Genomic DNA, 19,891 nt, shown 5'->3' with positions numbered 1-19,891 from the left:
CGAGTCATGACTACTGCCCTGACCCAGCGCCAGCGTGCCGAACAGGCCATGCGCCACCAATGGTTCCCGGTCGCCCGTTCGGTGGACCTGGACAAGCCGCAATCGGCCACCCTGCTCGGCGAGAAGCTGGTGGTCTACCGCACCGCCTCCGGACAGGCGGCGGTGCAGGCAGCGCGCTGCCCGCACCGTGGCGCTGACCTGTCGCTCGGCGAAGTGCACGGCGAGAACATCGCCTGCCCCTACCACGGCTGGCAGTTCGCCGCCGAGAACGGCAAGTGCAGCCATATCCCCGCGCTGGAAGACCAGTGCAAGATCCCGCATGCGGCGGCGATCCGTACCTACCCTTGCCAGGAACGCTACGGCCACGTCTGGACGGCCCTGGAAGAGCCGCTGTTCGACCTTTACGACCTGGCCGAATGGCGCGAGCTGAACCTCGAATGGCTGGCGGCCGAACCGCTCGACTCCCCCACCGGCGTGGCCGTGGCCGTGGAGAACTTCGGTGACGTCGCGCACTTCGCCTACATCCACCGCGGCATGATGGGGCACGTCAACCCGCAAGTGGAGCCGCTCAACGTGCGCCGCGAGGGCCTGGACGTGTGGATGGATCGCCCGCTCACGTCGTGCGAGGGCGAGTGGGCCAACGATGGCGACTGCATGATGAACTATCACATCGTCGCGCCGGGACTGGTCGCCATCACCTATGACTACGAGCGCCTGGGCAAGCGCGTGGTGGCCGGCTTCCCGTGCCCGGTAGCCTATGACCACGTGAAGATCTTCTGGGGCGTGGCCAACGACCGCGACTATACGGGCGGCGACCTGGAGGAATGCCTGCGCGTGGAGGAACTGCTGTATCTGGAAGACCTGCCGGTGGCGGCGACCATCGTGCCGCGCGAGATCGACTGGGACGGCAACTACGTCGAGCATTCGACCGCCGCCGACCTCTACACCATGAATTACCGCCGAGCCTTCCGCGAGTTCATCGAACGCGGCCAGCATGTGCCGGTACGCCTGGTTGACGAGCAGAGGGCCGCGCAATGAACCCGCGCGAAGCCGGGCTCCAGGTGCAGATCACTGCCATGCGGCTGGAAGCCGACGGCGTGCTCTCCCTGGAGCTGCAGGCACCCGACTGCGGCCCATTGCCGGAATGGACGCCGGGCGCGCACATCGATCTGCTGTTGCCTTCCGGGCGGGTGCGCCAGTACTCGCTGTGCGGCGATCCCGAGGATCGCCAGCGCCTCTCCATCGGTGTGCTGCTGGAAGCCAAGGGGCGCGGCGGCTCGCGGGAAGTTCACGACAGCCTGCGGGTTGGCCAGCGCGTCGCCATCCGTGGCCCGCGCAACGCCTTTCCGCTCACGACTGGCCAGCGCTACCTGTTCGTCGCAGGGGGGATCGGCATCACGCCGATCCTCGCCATGGCCCGCGAGGCCCAGCGTGCCGGCGCCGACTGGCAACTGGTCTACGGCGGCCGCTCACGTGCCTCCATGGCCTTCATCGACGAGCTGCTGGCCCTGGGTGGTGATCGGGTAGCTATCCAGCCCGCCGATGAAACCGGCCTGCTGGACCTGGAAGAGATTGCCGCCCGCGCCGCCGATGGTCGCCACGTCTACAGCTGTGGCCCGGCACCGCTGCTGGATGCGCTGACCGAGCGCTTCAAGGTGGACGGCCTGAGCGATCGGCTGCACCTGGAGCGTTTCGCCCCAGCGGCGCCCGCGCCCGGCTCCGGCAACGGCCAGGGGCTGACGGTGATCCTCGCCCGCAGTGGCCGCGAGGTCGCGGTAGCGGACGATCAGTCGATCATGCAGGCGCTGCGCGAAGCCGGCTGCAATGTGTCCTCCTCCTGCGAGCAGGGCGTGTGCGGCATGTGCGAGACCCGCGTGTTGGCGGGCGAAGTCGAGCATCGCGACATGCTGCTGACCGACGCCGAGCGCGAGCGCCACAACGTCATGATGGTTTGCGTGTCCCGCGCGCGAACCCCGACGCTCACCCTGGACCTTTGAAGGAGGCATCTCGGGATGGCCGGGATCGAACAGCGCGTGCTCAAGGTGTCGATCCTGGCCACCGCCCTGGTGGCCTGCGGCGGCATCGCCTTCGGCCTCTGGGCCGGTTCGCAATCCATCGTTTTCGACGGCTTGTTCAACGCCATCGACTCCTGCATGGCGCTGCTGTCGCTGATGGTTTCGCGACTGCTGGTGAAACAGCCGGGGCGGCGCTTCCAGCAGGGTTACTGGCACTTCGAACCGCTGGTGCTGGCGCTCAATGGCAGTGTGCTGGTGCTGCTATGCGTCTATGCCCTGATCAACTCCGTCAGCGGCCTGCTGCGCGGCGGCCACGCCCTGGCCTTCGACTCGGCCATCCTCTATGCGCTGATCACCCTGGCCTGCTCCGCGTCGATGCTGGCGTACCAGCGGCGACTCAATCGGCGTCTGCAGTCGGAACTGATCCAGCTCGATATCCAGAGTTGGCTGATCTCGACGGTGATCACCGCCGCCCTGCTGCTGGCCTTCGGCGCCGGCTACCTGCTGCAGGGCACGGCCTGGCAGTGGCTCGGCCCCTACATCGACCCGGCCATTCTCGCCCTGCTCAGCCTGGTGCTGATTCCCAGCCCGCTGCGCACCGTGATCAAGGCCGTGAAACAGGTGCTGCGCATCACCCCTGGCGAACTGGACCGGGAAATCACCGAGCTCATGGCGCAGATGACCCGGCGCTACGGCTTCGAGTGTTTCTCCCATTCGGTGACCCAGATCGGCCGGGGACTGTTCGTGGAGATCCAGATCGTGCTGCCCGACGCCATGGACCGCTGGCGGGTTTCCGAGCTGGACGCCGTGCGTGCCGATATCGCCGCCGCCATCGGCCGCGAAGGCCCCAACCGCTGGCTGGCGATCGCCTTCACCCGCGACCGCCGCTGGATCTGAATCAACCCCATCGAGAACTGACCATGTGGTTCAAGACTGAATCCGCGCGACTGGTGCCGCAGCTGTCCGAATGGATAGCCCGCCTGCTCAACGGCCAGCCCGTCGAGCCCAGCGGGCAACTTGCCGTTCACCCGAACCTGCGCCTGGCCCTGGAACGCCTGCAACGGGCCTGGCTCCAGCAGCGTGACGTACTGGACAGCCGCGAGCCGCCGCCCTGCACCGCAGCGGAACTGACTGCCTTGCAGCGCCAGCTGGACGATGGACTGAGCCGGCAAGCCCTGCTCCAGGCTCAACTGGAGACCAGCCGGCAGCTCCTGGCCGAACAGCAGCAGCGCCTGGCGGGCTGGGAGCAGGAACGCCTGGCCTGGGACCTCACCCGCCAGGCCCTTACCGAAGGCAGCTGGGACCTGTTGGTGGCCCATGGCGATCCTGACCATCCGCAGAGCGAGATCCGCTGGTCCGAACAATTCTGCGCACTGATCGGTTACTCCCGAGCGGAGCTCCCTGATGGCTGGGAAAGCTACAACAAGGTCGTCCACCCCGATGACCTGAAAGCCGTGATGCGCCAGTTCGGCGAACTCATTCGCAACCCCGATGCCAACGCCTCCTACGTGGCCGAGTACCGCATGCGCCACAAGACCCGTGGCGAAACCTGGGTGCGCGAGCGTGCCCGTTGCCTGTTCGATGAGCGCGGCACGCTGATTCGGGTGATAGGCGCGGTGCGCGACATCAGCGACGAGAAACACGCCGAGGCCGCGCGTCAGCGGGAGCAGCTCGCCATGCAAGCCACCTACGGCCAGATCGCCCTGGTGGTGGGCGTGATCAAGTCCATCGCTGACCAGACCAACCTGCTTGCGCTCAATGCTGCTATCGAGGCCGCACGCGCCGGCGAAGTCGGCCGGGGCTTCTCAGTGGTGGCGGACGAAGTGAAGAACCTCGCCCGCCGCACCCGTGACGCTACCCAGGAAATCCAGGACATGCTGGAGCGGCGCTGACGCGGTCGCATTTCGTAGGGTGCGCCGCGCGCACCGGGAGCCTTGCACGGTGCTGAAATTGATCGGTGCGCATGGCGCACCCTACGACGCCTGCACGGCCAGTGCTTCGGCTGCGGCCCCACCACACCCAGCCTTCCACACTCAAGGCGTCCGATAACCGCACAGAACACCCCGCGACAAATTGACGTAATTAACTGGTTAGTACATTTTCATTGTCATCCCGCTCCGGCCTCCTGGCCGGGTCAGAACAACAATGGAGATCTGCTGTAATGAGTCGCACTGTCCTGGTGCTCAACGGCCCGAACCTCAACATGCTCGGCACCCGTGAACCCGCCACCTATGGCCATGAAACCCTTGCCGACATCGCCGCGCTGTGCAGCTGCACTGCCGCCGAACTGGGCTTCGAGGTGGATTTCCGCCAGACCAACCATGAAGGCGAACTGATCGACTGGATACACCAGGCCCGCGGCCGTTGCGCCGGCATCCTGATCAACCCCGCCGCCTGGACCCACACCTCCGTCGCCATCCGCGATGCCCTGGTGGCCAGCGAGCTGCCGGTGATCGAGGTGCACCTGTCCAACGTGCACAAGCGCGAGGAATTCCGCCACCACTCCTTTGTGTCCGCCATCGCCGTAGGCGTGATCTGCGGCCTTGGCAGCCAGGGCTACAGCCTGGGGCTGCAGCACTTCGGCCAACTGTTCTCCAAGGGTTGAACGCCATGTCCCAGCACTCTGATTCCGTTCTCGCCGGCCTGATCGGCGCGGGCATCCAGGCTTCGCGTACCCCGGCCATGCATGAGCACGAAGGCGACGCCCAAGGGCTGCGCTACCTCTATCGCCTGATCGACCTCGACCAGTTGAAGCTCGACAGCAGTGCCCTCCCCGACCTGCTCGCCGCCGCCGAACGCATGGGCTACACCGGCCTGAACATCACCTTCCCCTGCAAGCAGGCGATCATCCCGCTGCTGGACGAACTCTCTCCCGAGGCCGCCGGCATTGGCGCGGTGAACACCGTGGTCCTGAAAGATGGCAAGCGCGTCGGCCACAACACCGACTGCCTGGGCTTCGGTGAAGGCTTCCGCCGTGGCCTGCTGGATGTCGAGCGCCGTCAGGTCGTGCAAATGGGCGCCGGTGGCGCCGGCTCCGCGGTGGCTCACGCGCTGCTGGCCGAGGGCGTCGAGCGCCTGACCCTGTTCGAAGTGGACGCCGCCCGTGGCCAGGCCCTGGTGGACAGCCTAAACCAGCACTTCGGTGCCGGCCGCGCCGCATTGGGTACGGACCTGCCCAGCGCCATGGCCGAGGCCGACGGCCTGGTCAACACCACGCCCATCGGCATGGCCAAATTGCCGGGCACGCCAGTGCCGGCCGAACTGCTGCGTCCTGAGCTGTGGGTCGCGGAAATCATCTACTTCCCACTGGAAACCGAGCTGCTGCGCAATGCCCGCGCCGTTGGCTGCCGCACCCTGGATGGCGGCACCATGGCGGTGTTCCAGGCCGTGAAAGCCTTCGAGCTGATCAGCGGCCGCAGCGCCAACGCCGACCGGATGATGGCGCACTTCGCCAGCATGAACGGCTGATCCCCTGTAGGGTGCGCTGCGCGCACCGAAAAACCCTGCGCGGGGAAATCGGTTCACACGGCGCACCCTACAGATTGTTCTGTGTTAAGCAATGTCCACCGGATAACAGTGTGGGAGCGAATTCATTCGCGAATAAATTCGCTCCCACAACACCTGTATCGCCTTCAATCCAGCACCGGCTTCAGCAATGCCTGCGCCTCGTAGAGGGACGTCAGGTAACGCTGGCGCATCTCGTCGCCGCTCATGCGTGAGGCGTGGGTGGTGATGGTCAGCGTGGCCTTGAGCTCGCCCTTACGATTGGTCAGGGGCACGCCTAGCACGCACATGCCCACCTCATACTCCTGGTCGATTACCGCGTAGCCCTGGGCGGTGACCTTGCGCAGCTCGTCCTTCAGCTCGTCGATGCCGATGCGCGTGAAAGGCGTCAGTTGGCGCAGCGCAACCCGCGCGAAATAAGCCTCCCGCTCGTCTTCCGCGAACGACGCCAACCAGATGCGTCCGCTCGCGGTGCAGTACATGGGCATCCGTGAGCCGGGGCGGATCGACAGCGAGGCGATGTGGCTGTAGCGGCTACGGACGATATGCACGATGTCGTCGCCATCGCGCAGCCCCACCGAAACGTGCTCCTGCGTGGTCCGCGCCACCTGCTCGACGATCGGCCGCAACATGCGCGGCAACTGCGCCGAATCTACATAGGCCTGGCCGATCCGCAGCGCCTTGGCGGTCAGCCAGTAGTGGCGGCCATCGGTCTCGGCGAAACCTTCATGCACCAGCGTCAGCAGGAAACGCCGTGCTGCGCTGGACGTCAGCCCGGACATGGCCGCTGCCTCCGGCACGCTGAGCCGTGGATTTTCGACACTGAACAACTGCATCAGCGCCAGGCCCTTCTGCAGCCCCGCGATCAGGTCCCGTTGATGGATGACCGGCGTCTTCATTCCCACTCCCCTGTCCGGTTGATTTGCCTTTCCGCAGGGTGCGCCTTGCGCACCGGAAGCCTGCATAGAAGATGCGGTGCGCGCAGCGCACCCTACAAAGAACCCATCCAGCTGATTTCGCCAAATACCGCGATTATCGCAGCGCTGTTGCGATAAACAACCGAAATGCCCGTCTGTTTCATTGGCCACTCCCTGGGCGCTGGCAATACTGCCGGCACAACAACACACCCAGGAGATCAGCATGATCCGTGGTTCGACCGAACTGGTGGCCATCATCGGCAGCCCCATCGCCCAGGTGAAATCGCCGGGAAACTTCAATGCCTGGTTCACCGAGCACGGCCAGGACCTGGCGATGATCGCCGTGGATATCGCCGAGCCGCATCTCGCCAGCTTCATCCAGGCCCTGCGCGGCTGGAACAACCTGCGCGGTTGCGTGGTGACCGTGCCCTACAAGCAGGTGCTGGCCAGCCAGCTCGACCAGCTCAGCCCGCGCGCCGCAGCCCTCGGCTCGGTGAACGTGATTCGCCGCGACGCCGATGGCCGCCTGCAGGGCGACAACGTGGACGGCGAAGGTTTCCTCAAGGCCGCCCGCGCCCATGGCTTCCAGCCAGCAGGGAGCCGCGCGCTGGTGGTGGGTTCCGGTGGCGTGGGTGCCGCCATCGCCTATTCCCTGTGCGAAAGCGGCGTGCGCCAACTGGTGATTGCCGACCTCGACCAACCGCGTGCCGAAGCCCTGGCCGAACGCCTGCGCAGCCATTTCCCACTGCTGGAAATCGGTAACAGGTACGACAGCCTGGAACACTTCGATCTGGTGGCCAACGCCACGCCGGTCGGCATGGGTGGCACAGGCGAGATGCCGTTACCCGGCGTGCTGCTGGAAACCCTCTCCCCAACGGCCCTGGTGGCCGATGTGGTGACCAGCCCGGTGCTGACGCCCTTCCTGGAAGTCGCCCAGGGCATGGGCTGCCGCATCCAGACCGGCCCGGAAATGGCCCGCGCGCAGATGGGCAACCTGGGCGCCCATATGGGCGTCATGCCCGTGGACGCCTGAGGAGCACGCCCATGAACTCTGCCGTGCAAACACGCCCCGCCGAGAGCGTGGCAGGCACCTGGGATCTGGTGGTGCTGGGTAGCGGCGCCGCGGCCTTTGCCGCCGCGACGACCGCTGCCTGCAAGGGCCTCAGCGTGCTGATGCTGGAGAAGGCTGCGCAGTTCGGCGGCACCTCGGCCATTTCCGGGGGGGCCGTGTGGATCTTCGACAGCGACCAGGCCCGCGCTGCCGGGGTGCAGGACAGCCCCGAGGCGATCCGCACCTACCTGAGAAAGACCATTGGCCCCGGCTATAAGCCCGAGCTGGTCGACGCCTTCATCAACAATGGCCGCGAGGCCCTTCGCTTCCTTGAACAGCACACTGAGCTGGCCTATACCCTGCGGCCCTTCTCGCCGGACTACTACCCGCTGGAAGACGGCGCCACCGAGCGCGGCCGTGCGCTGGAGATGCTGGAGTACGACGGTCGCCGCCTGGGCGCGCGCTTCCGGGAGCTGCGCCGCCCGCCGGAAGGCATGCTGCTGTTCGGCGGCATGATGGTGAACCGCGTCGACATCCAGCACTTCCTCAGTTTCCGCCGCTCGCCCCGCGCCCTCTGGCATTGCCTGAAACTGATGGCCCGCTATGGCCTGGACCGCCTCGGCCATGACCGTGGCACCCGCCTGACCGTGGGCAACGCGATGATCGCACGCCTGGCCACCAGTGCCTTCGACAAGGGCGTGGAGCTGTGGCTGGAAAGCAGCGCCGAGTCGCTGGTGGTCGAAGCTGGCCGGGTGGTCGGTGTGCGTGCGCGCCGGAATGGCCAACTCGTCGAGGTCCGCGCCCGTGGCGGCGTGGTCTGCGCCATGGGGGGCTTCGCCGCTGGCAAACTGGCCAGCCAGTTCCGTCCGGATACCGGCAGCGAACACTGGACCATGTCCCCCAGCACCAACGACGGCGCCGCCCTCAATCTGGCCACCACCGTCGATGCTGCGACGGGCGAAGGCATGGTTGCCAACTTCTTCTGGGCGCCGGTTTCGCAGCTACGCCGAGCGAACGGTGAGCTGGAGCGTTTCCCGCACCTGGTCACCGATCGCGCCAAACCCGGCATCATCGCGGTGAACCGCGCCGGTCAGCGCTTCACCAACGAGGCCGACTCCTACCACAGCTTCGTCCAGGACATGCAGCGGGACGGCAATACGCCCTGCTGGCTGATCTGCGATGCACAGGCCATGAGCCGCTACGGCATGGGCCTGGCCCGACCGACCCCAGTGGACAACAGCGCCTTGGTGAAAGCCGGTTACCTGCACCGCGCCGATACGCCCGAGGAACTGGCCCGCACCCTGGGCATCGACCCGCAAGGCCTCGCCGCCACGCTCGCCCACCACAACGAAGACGCCCGCACCGGCGAAGATCGCCAGTTCGGCAAGGGCAGCACCCGCTACAACCAGTCCCTCGGCGACCCGCACCACAGGCCCAACCCCTGTCTGGCGCCCCTGACCCGCGCGCCCTGGTATGCCATTCGCCTGCACACCGGCGACCTGGGCTCGGCACGCGGCCTGGTCACCGACGCCCACGCCAATGTGCTGGACCGCCAGGGCAAGCCCATCGCCGGTCTCTACGCCGCCGGCAACGACATGAACTCGATCATGGACGGCACCTACCCCGGTCCTGGCATCACCCTCGGCCCGGGCCTGACCTTCGGCTACCTGGCCGCCTGCCATGTTGCCGAACACCTCCACACCAGACGCTAAGGACTCCCCCATGTATTACGAACTGCGCACCTACACCCTCAAACCCACCAAACTGGCCGACTGGCTGGCGCTCTACCGCAGCCACTGCCTGGAGCTGCAAACCGAGCACCTGGGCCAGCTGGTCGGTTTCTTCACCACCGAGTTCGGCGAAGCCAACCAGGTGGTGCATATCTGGGCCTACGAAAGCCTGGACGACCGCATTGCTCGCCGCACGAAGATGGCCGCCGACCCGCGCTGGGCCGAGTTCGGCCGACTGAACAAGGAACTGGATGCGGTGGTGCATCTGGAATCGCGCCTGATGCGCCCCACCGGCTTCTCCCCGCTGCAATGAACACAATGACCGAGCACCACTGCGATGTGCTGGTGATCGGCTCCGGCGCTTCGGGCCTGGCGGCTGCGGTTACCGCCGCCCACCAGGGCCTCGAGGTGCTGGTGGCGGAGAAGGCCGATCAGCTCGGCGGCACCAGTGCCTGGTCGGGCGGCTGGTTGTGGATTCCGCGCAACCCGCTGGCCCAGGCGGAAGGCGCGCCAGACAGCGAGGACGCCGTCGCCACCTACCTGCGTGCAGAACTGGGCGTCGATGAACTGGACGAACGCCAGCAGGCCTTTCTCCAGCACGGCCCGGAGATGGTGGACTTCTTCCAGCGCCACACGCGGGTGCAGTTCTATTCCGGCAGCCGCATGCCGGACATGCACGACTCCCCCGGTGCAGTGCGCGGAGGCCGCTCCCTCTGCGCCCAACCCTACGACGGCCGCCACCTCGGCCCCTGGCTCGATGCCCTGCGACCGCCGCTGGACCTGATCAGCCTGGGCGGCATGGGCATTGCCGGTGGCGCGGACCTTGGGCACTTTCTCAACGCCTGCCGCTCGCCACGCTCCGCCTGCTACGTCGCCGGTCGTCTGCTGCGGCATTGGTGTGACCGTCTGCTACAGGGTCGCGGGCTGCACCTGGTCAACGGCAATGCCCTGGTGGCGCGTCTGCTGCACAGCGCGCTGGATCTGGGGGTGAGCCTGGAAACCGGTGCCACTGCCCAACGGTTGCTGAAGGACGGAGTGCGCGTGACCGGGGCGGATTTGCAACAGGATGGCCAGGTAGTGAAGGTGCTGGCGCGCCGAGGCGTGGTGCTGGCCTGTGGTGGTTTTCCCCACGACCCGCAACGCATCAAGGCACTGTTTGGCCACGAACACCTCTCCGCAGCCCCGAAAACCAATACCGGCGACGGGTTGCGCCTGGGCGAAAGCGTGGGTGCACGGGTTGCTGAGCAGATCTCCAGCCCCGCCGCCTGGGCACCGGTGTCACGGGTGCCCCGTGCCGATGGCGGCTTCAGTGGTTTTCCGCATTTGATGGAACGGGCCAAACCGGGCTTCATCGCGGTCTTGCGCGATGGGCGGCGCTTCACCAACGAGGCCGACTCCTACCACGACTTCATGAACGCGCTGTTCCGCGCCACGCCGGCCGGAGAAGAGCCCGCTGCCTGGCTGCTCTGCGACCACCGCGCACAGCGCCGCTACGGCATCGGCTGGGCGCGGCCCTTCCCATTCCCCACCGGCCGTTATGTGCGCAACGGCTACCTGCACCGGGCCGCCAGCCTCGTCGAACTGGCACGGCAATGCGGCGTGGATGGGCAGCAACTGGAAGCGACGGTGGCAGCGTTCAATGCCCACGCCGCGCGCGGTGTCGACCCGGACTTCCAGCGCGGCGCTTCAGCCTACAACCGCGCCCAGGGGGAGCCGCTACATGGGCCCAACCCTTCATTGGGCGCGCTGCGCCAGGGACCGTTCTACGCAGTGAAGCTGGTGCCCGGCAGCCTCGGCACACTCGCCGGGCTGCACACCGATGCCTGGGCCCGGGCACTGGACGACCAGGGTGAAGTCATCCCCGGTCTTCACGTGGTGGGTAACGACATGGCGAGCGTGATGGACGGGCATTACCCCAGCGGCGGAATCACCCTGGGGCCGGGGATGACCTTCGGTTACCTGGCTGGATTGGCCCTGGCCGGGCAGGAACTCATGCCTGCAGGTAACGCAGCACCGACTCGCAGATCATCGCCTTGTGCCGCGCCTTGACCTGCTCGTCGACCAGGTCGATCTGGAAGATCTCGCCGAAGGTGTTGCGGTTGGAGACGCGGTAGAAGCAGAAGGAGCTGATCAGCAGGTGCAGGTCGAGGGGGTTCAGGCCCGGCCGGAACAGGCCCTCGGCCTCACCGCGATGGAGGATTTCGCCCAGGGCATCGAGCACGGTGGTGCTCATCGAGCGAATGGCCTTGGACTGCTTCACGTACTCGCCGTGGTGAATGTTCTCGATGCTGACGATGCGCACGAAGTCCACGTTGCGGTCGTGGTGGTCGAAGGTGAACTCCACCAGGCGACGGATCGCCTCGCGGGGTTCCAGTTCGGCCAGGTGGAGCTTGCCTTCGGTGCTGCGGATGTCGCCGTAGAGCTTCTCCAGCACTTCGACGTAGAGCTGCTCCTTGCTGCCGAAGTAGTAGTAGATCATCCGCTTGGAGGTGTGCATGCGCTCGGCAATGGCATCCACGCGGGCGCCGGACAGACCCTGCTGGACGAACTCGGCGATAGCCGCCTGGAGGATGTTTTCGCGGGTTTTCTCCGGGTTGTTCTTGCGCCCTTTGCGAGGGGCCTCTGCGGGCAGGTCTTGGAGTTCGGCAGTTGTTGTCATCTTGGGCTCACGGCCAGCGGAAACTGGCGTCGATTATGGGCTGGAGCACCACCCGAAGAGAAGCCCGGCACACGCCATGTGCCGGGCTTTCGAGCACTTACAGCTTGGCCTTGGCAATGGCGCCGCTCCGCGCCTTGGCCATGGCCGCCAAGCGCACCGCGACGTTGGCCGCACCGTAGCCGGCGTAGCCGTTCTTGCGCTGCAGGATTTCGAAGAAGAAACGCCCCTCGAACGGCTCGGTATAGACGTGGAACAACTCGCCGCCCTGGGCATCGCGGTCATAGAGCACGTTGTAGTAGGCCAGTTCGCTGAGGAACTCGTCGTCGAAATCGAAGCGCGCGGCCAGGTCGTCGTAGTAGTTCAGCGGGATATCCAGCAGCGGTACACCGGCGTCCTTGGCGCGGCTGACCTCGGCGAAGATGTCCTCGCAGGAGAAGGCAATGTGGTGCGCACCCGAGCCGCGATAGCTGGACAACGCATGGGAGATGGCCGTGTTGCGGTTCTCGGAGATGTTCAACGGCAGGCGGACGCTGCTGCAGCGACTGCGGATGGCACGGCTCTTCACCAGGCCGTACGGGTCCGGCAGCACCACTTCGTCGTCGGCTTCGAAGTCCAGCACGCTCTTGTAGAACAGCACCCAGCTGTCCAGGCCGTCGGCCGGCAGGGCCAGGGCCATGTGGTCGATGCGGTCGAGTTGGCCGGTCTGGCTGGCATTGGCGTCGAGGACAAAGTCGCTGTCATAGATGGTCTGCCCGGCCTGGGCCTGCTCCACCAGGTAGATCAGGCTGCCGTCCGGAGCACGCACGGCCGGAATCTCCCGCTCGTTGGGCCCCACCAGGCCGCGATAGGGCTGCCCCTTGAACTCACGGGCACGCTCCAGGGCGCTGCTGCTGTCCTTGACCCGCAGCGCGGTGGCGCACAGGGACGGGCCGTGGGATTCGAAGAAACCGTGGGCGAACGAGTAGGGTTCGGCGTTCAGCACGATGTTGATGTCGCCCTGGCGCAGCAGGCTCACGTCCTTGGAGCGGTGCTTGCCGGCGCGGGCGAAGCCCAAGCGTTCCAGCCAGCCGGCGAGCTTGGCGCCCTGAGCCTCGTCCACGGCGAATTCGAGGAATTCCACGCCGTCGTAGCGGCTGGCCGGCGGCGGCGAGAAGAGGATGTCCAGGTTGGCTGGCGGCGTCGGGTCCCTGGCCAGCAGCTTGCGGGTCTTCTCTTCGAGGTAGAGCAAGGAGCGCAGGCCGTCGGCGGCATTGGCGCGCGGCGGTGCGGCGCGAAAGCCGTCGTTGAATATTTCCAGCGACAGCGGGCCGGTATAACCGCTGCGCAGGATGGGGGCTAGGAAGCCCGGCAGGTCGAACTCGCCCTGGCCGGGGAAGCAGCGGAAATGCCGGCTCCACTCCAGCACGTCCATGGCCAGCAGCGGCGCGTCGGCCATCTGCACGAAGAAGATCTTGTCGCCGGGAATCTCGGCGATGCCGCTCGGATCGCCCTTGATCGACAGGGTGTGGAAGCTGTCCAGCAGCACGCCCAGGGCCGGGTGATCGGCCTGGCGCACCAGGTTCCAGACCTGCTGCCAGCTGTTCACGTGGCGCCCCCAGGCCAGGGCTTCATAGCCGATGCGCAAATTGCGCGCGCCGGCACGCTCAGCCAGCAGGCGTAGGTCATCAACCAGGATTTCCTCGTCCGGCAGCGAGTCGGGCTGGACGTTGCTGCACACCAGCACCAGGTCGGTGCCCAGTTCCTGCATCAGGTCGAACTTGCGCTCGGCGCGGTCCAGGTTCTTCTGCAGGCGGTCGCGGCGGCAACCCTCGAAATCGCGGAATGGCTGGAACAGCGTGATGGCGATGCCGAGGTCGGCGCACATCTGGCGAATTTCACGCGGGCTGCCGGCGTAGTACAGGAGGTCGTTCTCGAAGATCTCGACACCGTCGAAACCGGCGGCGGCAATGGCCTCGAGTTTTTCCGGCAGGGTACCGCTCAGGGAGACGGTGGCAATGGAACGCTGCATGCTTCAGCTCCTTGTGGGTGGGCGCCGCAGTTAGCTGTAGGGGCGAATTCATTCGCCAAGCAGACCGCAGGTCTGCCATCGGGCCTCCGCTGGGGGACGCTTCGCGTCCCTTGGCGAATGAATTCGCCCCTACAAAGAAATGAAGAACCCTTGTTTTCGTAGCTGGATTGATTATTCGCGCGTAAAGTCAGCCCTTCAATTCAATATGTACGAACCAGTTAGTTTTGTGTTCGATCAGCGAACAAAAGGCCGGTTATCGAATTGACGCTTTTTCGATCACTGCGCAACATGAACCCCATGTTGCAGGCAACCCACCGGGTGGCATCACTGCCAGCCCAGTCACCCGGCAGGCCCTGCGATGACAACCAAGCGTCACGACATAACAATTTCAAGAAACGGGTAACAGCTCATGCATACCTCCAGCTCCCTGATCGAAGCCCCCTCCTCCAGCCGGCCTGCCACGGCATCCAGACCGCGTGCGACCGCCACGCCGCGACGCTGAACCGACTCCCTGACACCACTCGGACGGCGATAACCGGACCGCTCCCAACGAGCACCGTTACGCCAGCGTGCACGCGTTCCCACCAGGCCTTGCGCCAGGAGAATGCGCGTCCGGCTACCTAACAAAAACAACGGAGACAACGATGGCAACTCCTTCCAGCTCCCAAGCCAAGAAAGCAACCGCCAGCGGGTGGATCGGTTCCGCCCTGGAGTACTACGACTTCTTTATCTACGCCCAGGCGGCGGCGCTGATCTTCCCGCAGATCTTCTTCCCGAACACCGACCCGAAAATGGCCATCATCGCCTCGCTGGCGACCTACGGCGTCGGCTACCTGGCACGCCCGGTGGGCGCCTTCGTCCTCGGCCACTGGGGCGACACCCGCGGCCGCAAGAACGTACTGCTGCTGTGCATGTTCCTCATGGGCATCTCCACCATGGCTGTTGGCCTGCTGCCGACCTACCACGACATCGGCGTGCTTGCCCCGGTGCTGCTGGTACTCCTGCGCCTGGTCCAGGGCTTTGCCGTGGCCGGTGAGATTTCCGGTGCCAGCTCGATGATCCTCGAGCACGCGCCATTCGGACGGCGCGGCTACTACGCCAGCTTCACCCTGCAGGGTGTCCAGGCTGGTCAGGTGATGGCGGCTGCCGTGTTCCTGCCGCTGGCCTACTTCATGCCGAGCGAAGCCTTCAATGAGTGGGGCTGGCGGATTCCGTTCCTGCTGAGCGCCTTCGTCCTGGTAGCCGGTTTCATCATCCGTCGCGAAGTCCACGAAACCCCGGCCTTCGTCAACGAAGAAAACCAGCATAAAGTCGCCAAGTCCCCGGTATCCGAAGCCTTCCGCCACAGCTGGAAGTCCATGGTGCTGGTGATGTTCATGGCCCTGATGAACGTGATCCCGGTCGTCGCCACCATCTTCGGTGCGGCCTACGCCGTGCAGCCGGCCTACGGCATCGGTTTCGACAAGAGCGTCTACTTGTGGATTCCAGTGGTGGGCAACATCGTCGCCGTGCTGGTCATCCCCTTCGTCGGCAATCTCTCCGACAAGATCGGCCGTCGCCCAACCATGATCGCTGGCTGCCTGGGCTCCGGTCTGCTGGCCTTCGTCTACCTCTACGCCATCAGCATCCAGAGCGTTCCGCTGGCCTTCTGCACCTCGATCCTGATGTGGGGCATGGTCTACCAGGGCTACAACGCGGTGTTCCCGAGCTTCTACCCGGAGCTGTTCCAGACCCGCTTCCGCGTATCGGCCATGGCCATCGCCCAGAACATCGGCACCATGCTCACCGCCATGCTCCCGGCCCTGTTCGCCGCCGTTGCCCCGCCCGGCTCGGACAACATCCCGGTAGTGGTCGGCAGCCTGGCCTTCCTCATCACCTGCGTGTGCGCCCTGGCCGCCTACCTGGCACCGGAAACCCACCGTCTGGCCATGGAAGACCTCGGCAACCCCAATGCCAAACCCATGGAAAAGGCTCAGTACGAGTCCAGCCGCCAGAACAGCATGCGCGCCGTCAGCCACTGATCGCGCAAGCCACCTGAGCAGAGAAGGCCCCACACGGGGCCTTTTCTCTGGTTCTTCGCGGATTCTGGGGAAAGAGCGAGTTGACAGTCAGGAAAGTGGGTAGATTGGCAGTCGCCAAACGAACCAACCCCCACTCCCTGCTGCCGCCGTGCATCCTATTGATCTTGCTGCTTTCTGGCCAGGCTACGCGGTCGTCGCCTGTCGCCAAGCCACTCACGACACCCTGCTAATCAGTCTTGAGCCCCTGGCCGAGCACTTACCGATTTGCAGCCGGTGTGCCAAGCCCAGTCCGTTGATCCACGAGCGGCGAATTCGTCAGGTGCGTGACCGTGACCTGCTGGATCAGCGTGTGCTGCTCCAACTGCCGGTGCGCCGCGTCGACTGCCTGGATTGTGGGCGGGTGACCGAACGGATTGACTGGTTGGAGCCAGCCTCCCGCCTGACCCAGCGCTTGCGAGTCTGGCTCGAGGGCTTGCTGCAACTGTTGCCGATCAGCCACGTCAGCCGCCTCACCGGCCTGCACTGGCACACCCTCAAGACACTCGACAAGCGCCGCCTGGAAGCCTCGGTTGGCGCGTTTGAGCCAGGCGAGGTGCGTCGGCTGGTGATGGACGAGTTCGCCCTGCACAAAGGCCATCGCTACGCCACGGTGATCATGGATGCCGAGCGCACGCGGGTGCTGTGGGTGGGGCACGGCAACAGCCGTGAGGCGATCCGCCCGTTCTTCGAATTACTCGGCGAGCACTGCCAGCAGATTGAGGCGGTGGCCATGGACATGAACACCGCTTTCGACCTGGAAGTGCGGCAGCACTGCCCGCAGGCCGAAGTGGTATACGACCTGTTTCATGTGGTGGCGCGCTACGGTCGTGACGTGATCGACCGTATCCGGGTCGACCAAGCCAACCTCCTGCGCGAAGACAAACCGGCGCGCAAGGTGGTCAAGCAAAGCCGCTGGCTGTTGCTGCGCAATCGCGAAAACCTCAAGGACGGACAGGCCGTGCAGTTGCAGGAGCTCCTCGACGCCAACCAGCCATTGGCTACTGTCTATGTGCTCAAGGATGCTCTGAAGGAAGTCTGGTACGCCCCCTGCGTGCGGGAAGGCTGGCGGCGCTGGCGGGCCTGGCTGCGACATGCCCAGGAAAGCGGCCTCGCACCGCTACAGCGCTTTGCGCGCAACCTGCGCAAATACGCTCGGGGCATCCTCGCCAGTGCTCGCTTCCCCATGCACACCAGTGTTCTGGAGGGGGTGAACAACCGCATCAAGGTGATCAAACGCATGGCCTATGGCTTCCGGGACTCGGCCTACTTCTTCCTGAAAATCAAGGCCGCCTTCCCCGGGAAAGCGCGATGAACCTTTTCTCTTTCTACACACCCGATTTAGAACGCTCATGACAATGGAGATGAGCATGACCTTCCTTCGTCTCAGCATCGCCCGCCGCGCACTGGTCAGCTTCGGGCTGATTGCCCTGCTGGTCCTCCTGCAGGGCCTGTTCGCCCTGCGCCAGGTGGCGGAAGTTCGCGCCACCGGGCAGCATACCGAAAACGTGTCACTGCCCAGCGCCCGCTATCTGGGTGAAATCCGCGATTACATCCTCAGCATCCGCGTGCTCAGCCTGCGCATGGCCCTGAACCGCGAACCGGAAGTACTCAAGCCGACGGTCGACCGCCTGCATCTGGTGGAAGGCTGGCTGGACGATGCCCTGGCGAAGTTCCAGCCGCTGGTTCGCGAGCACAACCGCAAGCAGTACCAGGCCTTCGCCGCCACCGTGGCCGAGTACCAGCAGGTGCTGGACCAGTACGAGCAGCTTTCCGCCGCCGACCGCACGGACGAGATGAGCCTGCTGCTGAACGGCCGGATACAAGCGCTCTCCACCCGTACCGGTGAACAGTTCGCCGACCTGATGAAGTTGGCCAGCGAAGAAGTCGCCCGCTCGGCGGAGCACGCCGACGACCTGTACGCCGGCGTCAAGCGCACCGTGATCGGTACCCTGCTGGCCGTCGCCCTGCTCACCGCCCTCCTCGCCTGGCTGCTGACCCGCAGCATAGTCGGTCCGATCCGCGAGGCAGCCGCAGTGGCCGAGCGCATTGCCGAAGGCGACCTCAGCCGCCCGGTGGGGTCGCGCGGCCAGGACGAAACCGGTCGCCTGCTCGCCGCACTGTCACGCATGCAGCAAGGCCTGCGGGACACCCTGGAACTCATCGCCGGTTCCTCCCGCCAGTTGGCCAGCGCGGCGGAGCAGATGGGCCGAGGCACAGAGGAAAGTTCCGGGCGCCAGCTGCAGCAGCATGACGAGATCCAGCAGGCCGCCACCGCCGTCACGGAAATGACCACCGCCGTGGAGGAAGTGGCACGCAACGCCGTCTCCACTTCGGACGCCACCCGCGAGTCCGCCACCGCCGCCAGCCAGGGTCAGGCGCGCGTGGAGGAAACCATTGTCTCGATCCAGCGGGTGCGCAGCGAAGTGCATGCCGCATCCGCGCAGGTGCAGGCGTTGGCCGAACAGTCACGGGAGATCGGCAAGGTGCTGGATGTGATCCGCGCCATCGCCGAGCAGACCAACCTGCTGGCCCTCAATGCCGCCATTGAAGCCGCCCGCGCTGGCGAGGCCGGCCGTGGCTTCGCCGTGGTGGCCGATGAGGTCCGCGCCCTCGCCCACCGCACCCAGCAGTCGACGCGGGAAATCGAGCAGATGATCGGCAACGTGCAAAGCGGCACCCTGGGCGTGGTGCAGTCCATGGAAGGCAACAGCCAACGCGTCGCCCACGCCGAGCGTGCCGGAGCGGCCCTGGCAGCCATCACCGAAGCCATGGAGCAGATCCACGAGCGCAACCTGGTGATCGCAAGCGCGTCCGAAGAACAGGCTCAGGTCGCCCGTGAAGTCGATCGCAATCTGATCAATATCAGCGACCTGTCCCAGCGCAGCGCCGAAGCCTCGGCACAGGTGAAAGACGCCGGCCGCGAGCTGTCGCGCCTGGCCCTTGAACTCCAGGAACGGGTAGTGAAGTTCCGGTTGTAAAGCGCGTAGGGTGCGCCGTGCGCACCGGAACCTCCTTCGCGGTTGTCCGGTGCGCGCAGCGCACCCTACCGCAACACCGCTCGGCGCTTATCCCCTGCGCTGCATCCACGCCGCGCCCAGTCCGCTCAGGCAGATGATGGCGATCCCAACCAGGCTGGTCGTGTCAGGTGTATGGGAGAAGATCAGGAAGCCCAGCAGTCCGGCGAACACGATCTGGCAATAGCCAAAGGGCGCCAGCAGAGCCGGTGCAGCGGCGCGGAAAGCCTGGGTCAGCAACAGATGCGCCGTCATCCCCGCGCCGCCCAGCGCGAGCATCAGCAGGCCATGCACAAGGCTTGGCACCTGCCAGAAGAATGGCACCAGCGCGCTCATAGCCAGGGTATTGCACAGGCCGGCGAAGAAGTTGCTGGTGGTCGGACTGTCATAGGCGGCCACCTTGCGCGTGAGCAGCTGATAGAAGCAGAACCCCAGCGCCGAACAGAAAGGCAGCAGGATGGCCGGGGTGAACAGTTCGCCGCCGGGATGCACCACCACCAGTACGCCGACGAAGCCCATCACGACCGCCGCCCACTGGCCGGGGCTGACCTTTTCCTTGAGCAGCGGCACGGACAACGCCGTGACCAGCACGGGCGCGAGGAAGTTGACCGCGGTGGCCTCCGCCAGGGGAATGTATTGCAGGCCCGCAGTGAACAGCAGGCTGGTGCTGAGCAGGCTCAAGGCGCGCAGCACTTGCAGCACTGGCCGTTTGGTACGCAGCACGAGCAAGCCGGACTGGGGCAGGAAGATGCCGGCCATCAGCAGGGTATGCACCAGGTAGCGGGCCCAGACGACCATCACCACCGGGTAAAGTCCACCCAGGAATTTGGACAGGGCGTCATGCCCGGCGAACAGGAAGGTGGCGACCACCACCAGCAGGATGCCCCGCAGCGGTTGGTTGGCGCCGGACAGCGGGGCACTGATGCTCATGGG

General features: G+C 65.6%; 16 protein-coding genes and 2 pseudogenes. 14 read left to right on the top strand and 4 right to left on the bottom strand.

Annotated features, from left to right (window positions below):
* Positions 1–6 precede the first annotated feature (6 nt).
* From THL1_RS12725 to THL1_RS12700, 7 genes and pseudogenes are all read left to right on the top strand, one after another.
* Complete coding sequence (locus THL1_RS12725) at positions 7–1,038, top strand: Rieske 2Fe-2S domain-containing protein (protein ID WP_069083608.1); 1,032 nt, start codon at positions 7–9, stop codon at positions 1,036–1,038.
* Complete coding sequence (locus tag THL1_RS12720) at positions 1,035–1,997, top strand: PDR/VanB family oxidoreductase (protein WP_069083607.1); 963 nt, start codon at positions 1,035–1,037, stop codon at positions 1,995–1,997. Before THL1_RS12725 ends, THL1_RS12720 begins: the two co-directional genes overlap by 4 nt.
* Before the next feature lie 15 nt (positions 1,998–2,012).
* Positions 2,013–2,912, top strand: a complete 900-nt coding sequence (locus tag THL1_RS12715; protein ID WP_069083606.1) for a cation diffusion facilitator family transporter — start codon at positions 2,013–2,015, stop codon at positions 2,910–2,912.
* A gap of 23 nt (positions 2,913–2,935) precedes the next feature.
* Positions 2,936–3,658, top strand: a pseudogene (locus tag THL1_RS12710) (PAS domain-containing protein); the annotation flags it as partial.
* A 6-nt stretch (positions 3,659–3,664) separates the two neighbouring features.
* Positions 3,665–3,901: pseudogene (locus THL1_RS31335) on the top strand (methyl-accepting chemotaxis protein); the annotation flags it as partial.
* Between the two features lie 275 nt (positions 3,902–4,176).
* On the top strand, positions 4,177–4,620 hold the full coding sequence (gene aroQ, locus THL1_RS12705) for a type II 3-dehydroquinate dehydratase (RefSeq protein WP_069083604.1): 444 nt from the start codon (positions 4,177–4,179) through the stop codon (positions 4,618–4,620).
* 5 nt (positions 4,621–4,625) lie between these two features.
* Positions 4,626–5,483, top strand: a complete 858-nt coding sequence (locus THL1_RS12700; RefSeq protein ID WP_069083603.1) for a shikimate dehydrogenase — start codon at positions 4,626–4,628, stop codon at positions 5,481–5,483.
* 164 nt (positions 5,484–5,647) lie between these two features.
* On the opposite strand, the gene THL1_RS12695 is transcribed toward THL1_RS12700, so the two are convergent.
* Positions 5,648–6,418 (bottom strand): IclR family transcriptional regulator domain-containing protein, encoded by a 771-nt coding sequence (locus tag THL1_RS12695; protein ID WP_069083602.1) that lies wholly within the window; start codon positions 6,416–6,418, stop codon positions 5,648–5,650.
* 241 nt (positions 6,419–6,659) lie between these two features.
* Here THL1_RS12695 and THL1_RS12690 point away from each other — a divergent pair, with 241 nt between their 5' ends.
* From THL1_RS12690 to THL1_RS12675, 4 genes are read left to right on the top strand one after another with little or no spacing between them, the layout of a single operon-like run.
* On the top strand, positions 6,660–7,469 hold the full coding sequence (locus tag THL1_RS12690) for a shikimate dehydrogenase family protein (RefSeq protein WP_069083601.1): 810 nt from the start codon (positions 6,660–6,662) through the stop codon (positions 7,467–7,469).
* An 11-nt stretch (positions 7,470–7,480) separates the two neighbouring features.
* Positions 7,481–9,199, top strand: a complete 1,719-nt coding sequence (locus THL1_RS12685; protein ID WP_069083600.1) for an FAD-binding protein — start codon at positions 7,481–7,483, stop codon at positions 9,197–9,199.
* Between the two features lie 10 nt (positions 9,200–9,209).
* The gene (locus THL1_RS12680) at positions 9,210–9,530 is read left to right on the top strand and encodes an NIPSNAP family protein (RefSeq protein ID WP_069083599.1); all 321 of its coding nucleotides are present in this window, start codon (positions 9,210–9,212) and stop codon (positions 9,528–9,530) included.
* Positions 9,527–11,266, top strand: a complete 1,740-nt coding sequence (locus tag THL1_RS12675) for an FAD-dependent oxidoreductase (protein ID WP_069083598.1) — start codon at positions 9,527–9,529, stop codon at positions 11,264–11,266. The genes THL1_RS12680 and THL1_RS12675 overlap by 4 nt, the downstream gene beginning before the upstream one ends.
* Here the strand turns inward: THL1_RS12675 and THL1_RS12670 are convergent.
* Together THL1_RS12670 and quiC are read right to left on the bottom strand one after the other, a co-directional pair.
* Complete coding sequence (locus THL1_RS12670) at positions 11,208–11,876, bottom strand: TetR family transcriptional regulator (protein WP_069083597.1); 669 nt, start codon at positions 11,874–11,876, stop codon at positions 11,208–11,210. The genes THL1_RS12675 and THL1_RS12670 overlap by 59 nt on opposite strands.
* A gap of 97 nt (positions 11,877–11,973) precedes the next feature.
* A complete protein-coding gene (gene quiC, locus THL1_RS12665; RefSeq protein ID WP_069083596.1) occupies positions 11,974–13,884 on the bottom strand; it encodes a 3-dehydroshikimate dehydratase QuiC in 1,911 nt (636 codons plus the stop codon).
* Between the two features lie 644 nt (positions 13,885–14,528).
* Between quiC and THL1_RS12660 the strand changes: the two genes are divergently transcribed.
* From THL1_RS12660 to THL1_RS12650, 3 genes are all read left to right on the top strand, one after another.
* Positions 14,529–15,905: an MFS transporter gene (locus THL1_RS12660; RefSeq protein ID WP_069083595.1), complete on the top strand. Its 1,377-nt coding sequence runs from the start codon at positions 14,529–14,531 to the stop codon at positions 15,903–15,905.
* Positions 15,906–16,053: 148 nt separating this feature from the next.
* On the top strand, positions 16,054–17,256 hold the full coding sequence (locus THL1_RS12655; RefSeq protein ID WP_145928262.1) for an ISL3 family transposase: 1,203 nt from the start codon (positions 16,054–16,056) through the stop codon (positions 17,254–17,256).
* A gap of 55 nt (positions 17,257–17,311) precedes the next feature.
* Positions 17,312–18,922, top strand: a complete 1,611-nt coding sequence (locus tag THL1_RS12650; protein WP_069083594.1) for a methyl-accepting chemotaxis protein — start codon at positions 17,312–17,314, stop codon at positions 18,920–18,922.
* Positions 18,923–19,009: 87 nt separating this feature from the next.
* Here the strand turns inward: THL1_RS12650 and THL1_RS12645 are convergent, their stop codons facing one another.
* A complete protein-coding gene (locus THL1_RS12645) occupies positions 19,010–19,888 on the bottom strand; it encodes a DMT family transporter (RefSeq protein ID WP_069083593.1) in 879 nt (292 codons plus the stop codon).
* Positions 19,889–19,891: the final 3 nt, after the last annotated feature.

Source organism: Pseudomonas sp. TCU-HL1 (assembly GCF_001708505.1).
In the GTDB taxonomy this organism is placed as follows: domain Bacteria; phylum Pseudomonadota; class Gammaproteobacteria; order Pseudomonadales; family Pseudomonadaceae; genus Metapseudomonas.
The sequence above is the reverse complement of the archived record's forward strand: the minus strand, read 5'-3'. Positions and strand labels throughout refer to the sequence as shown.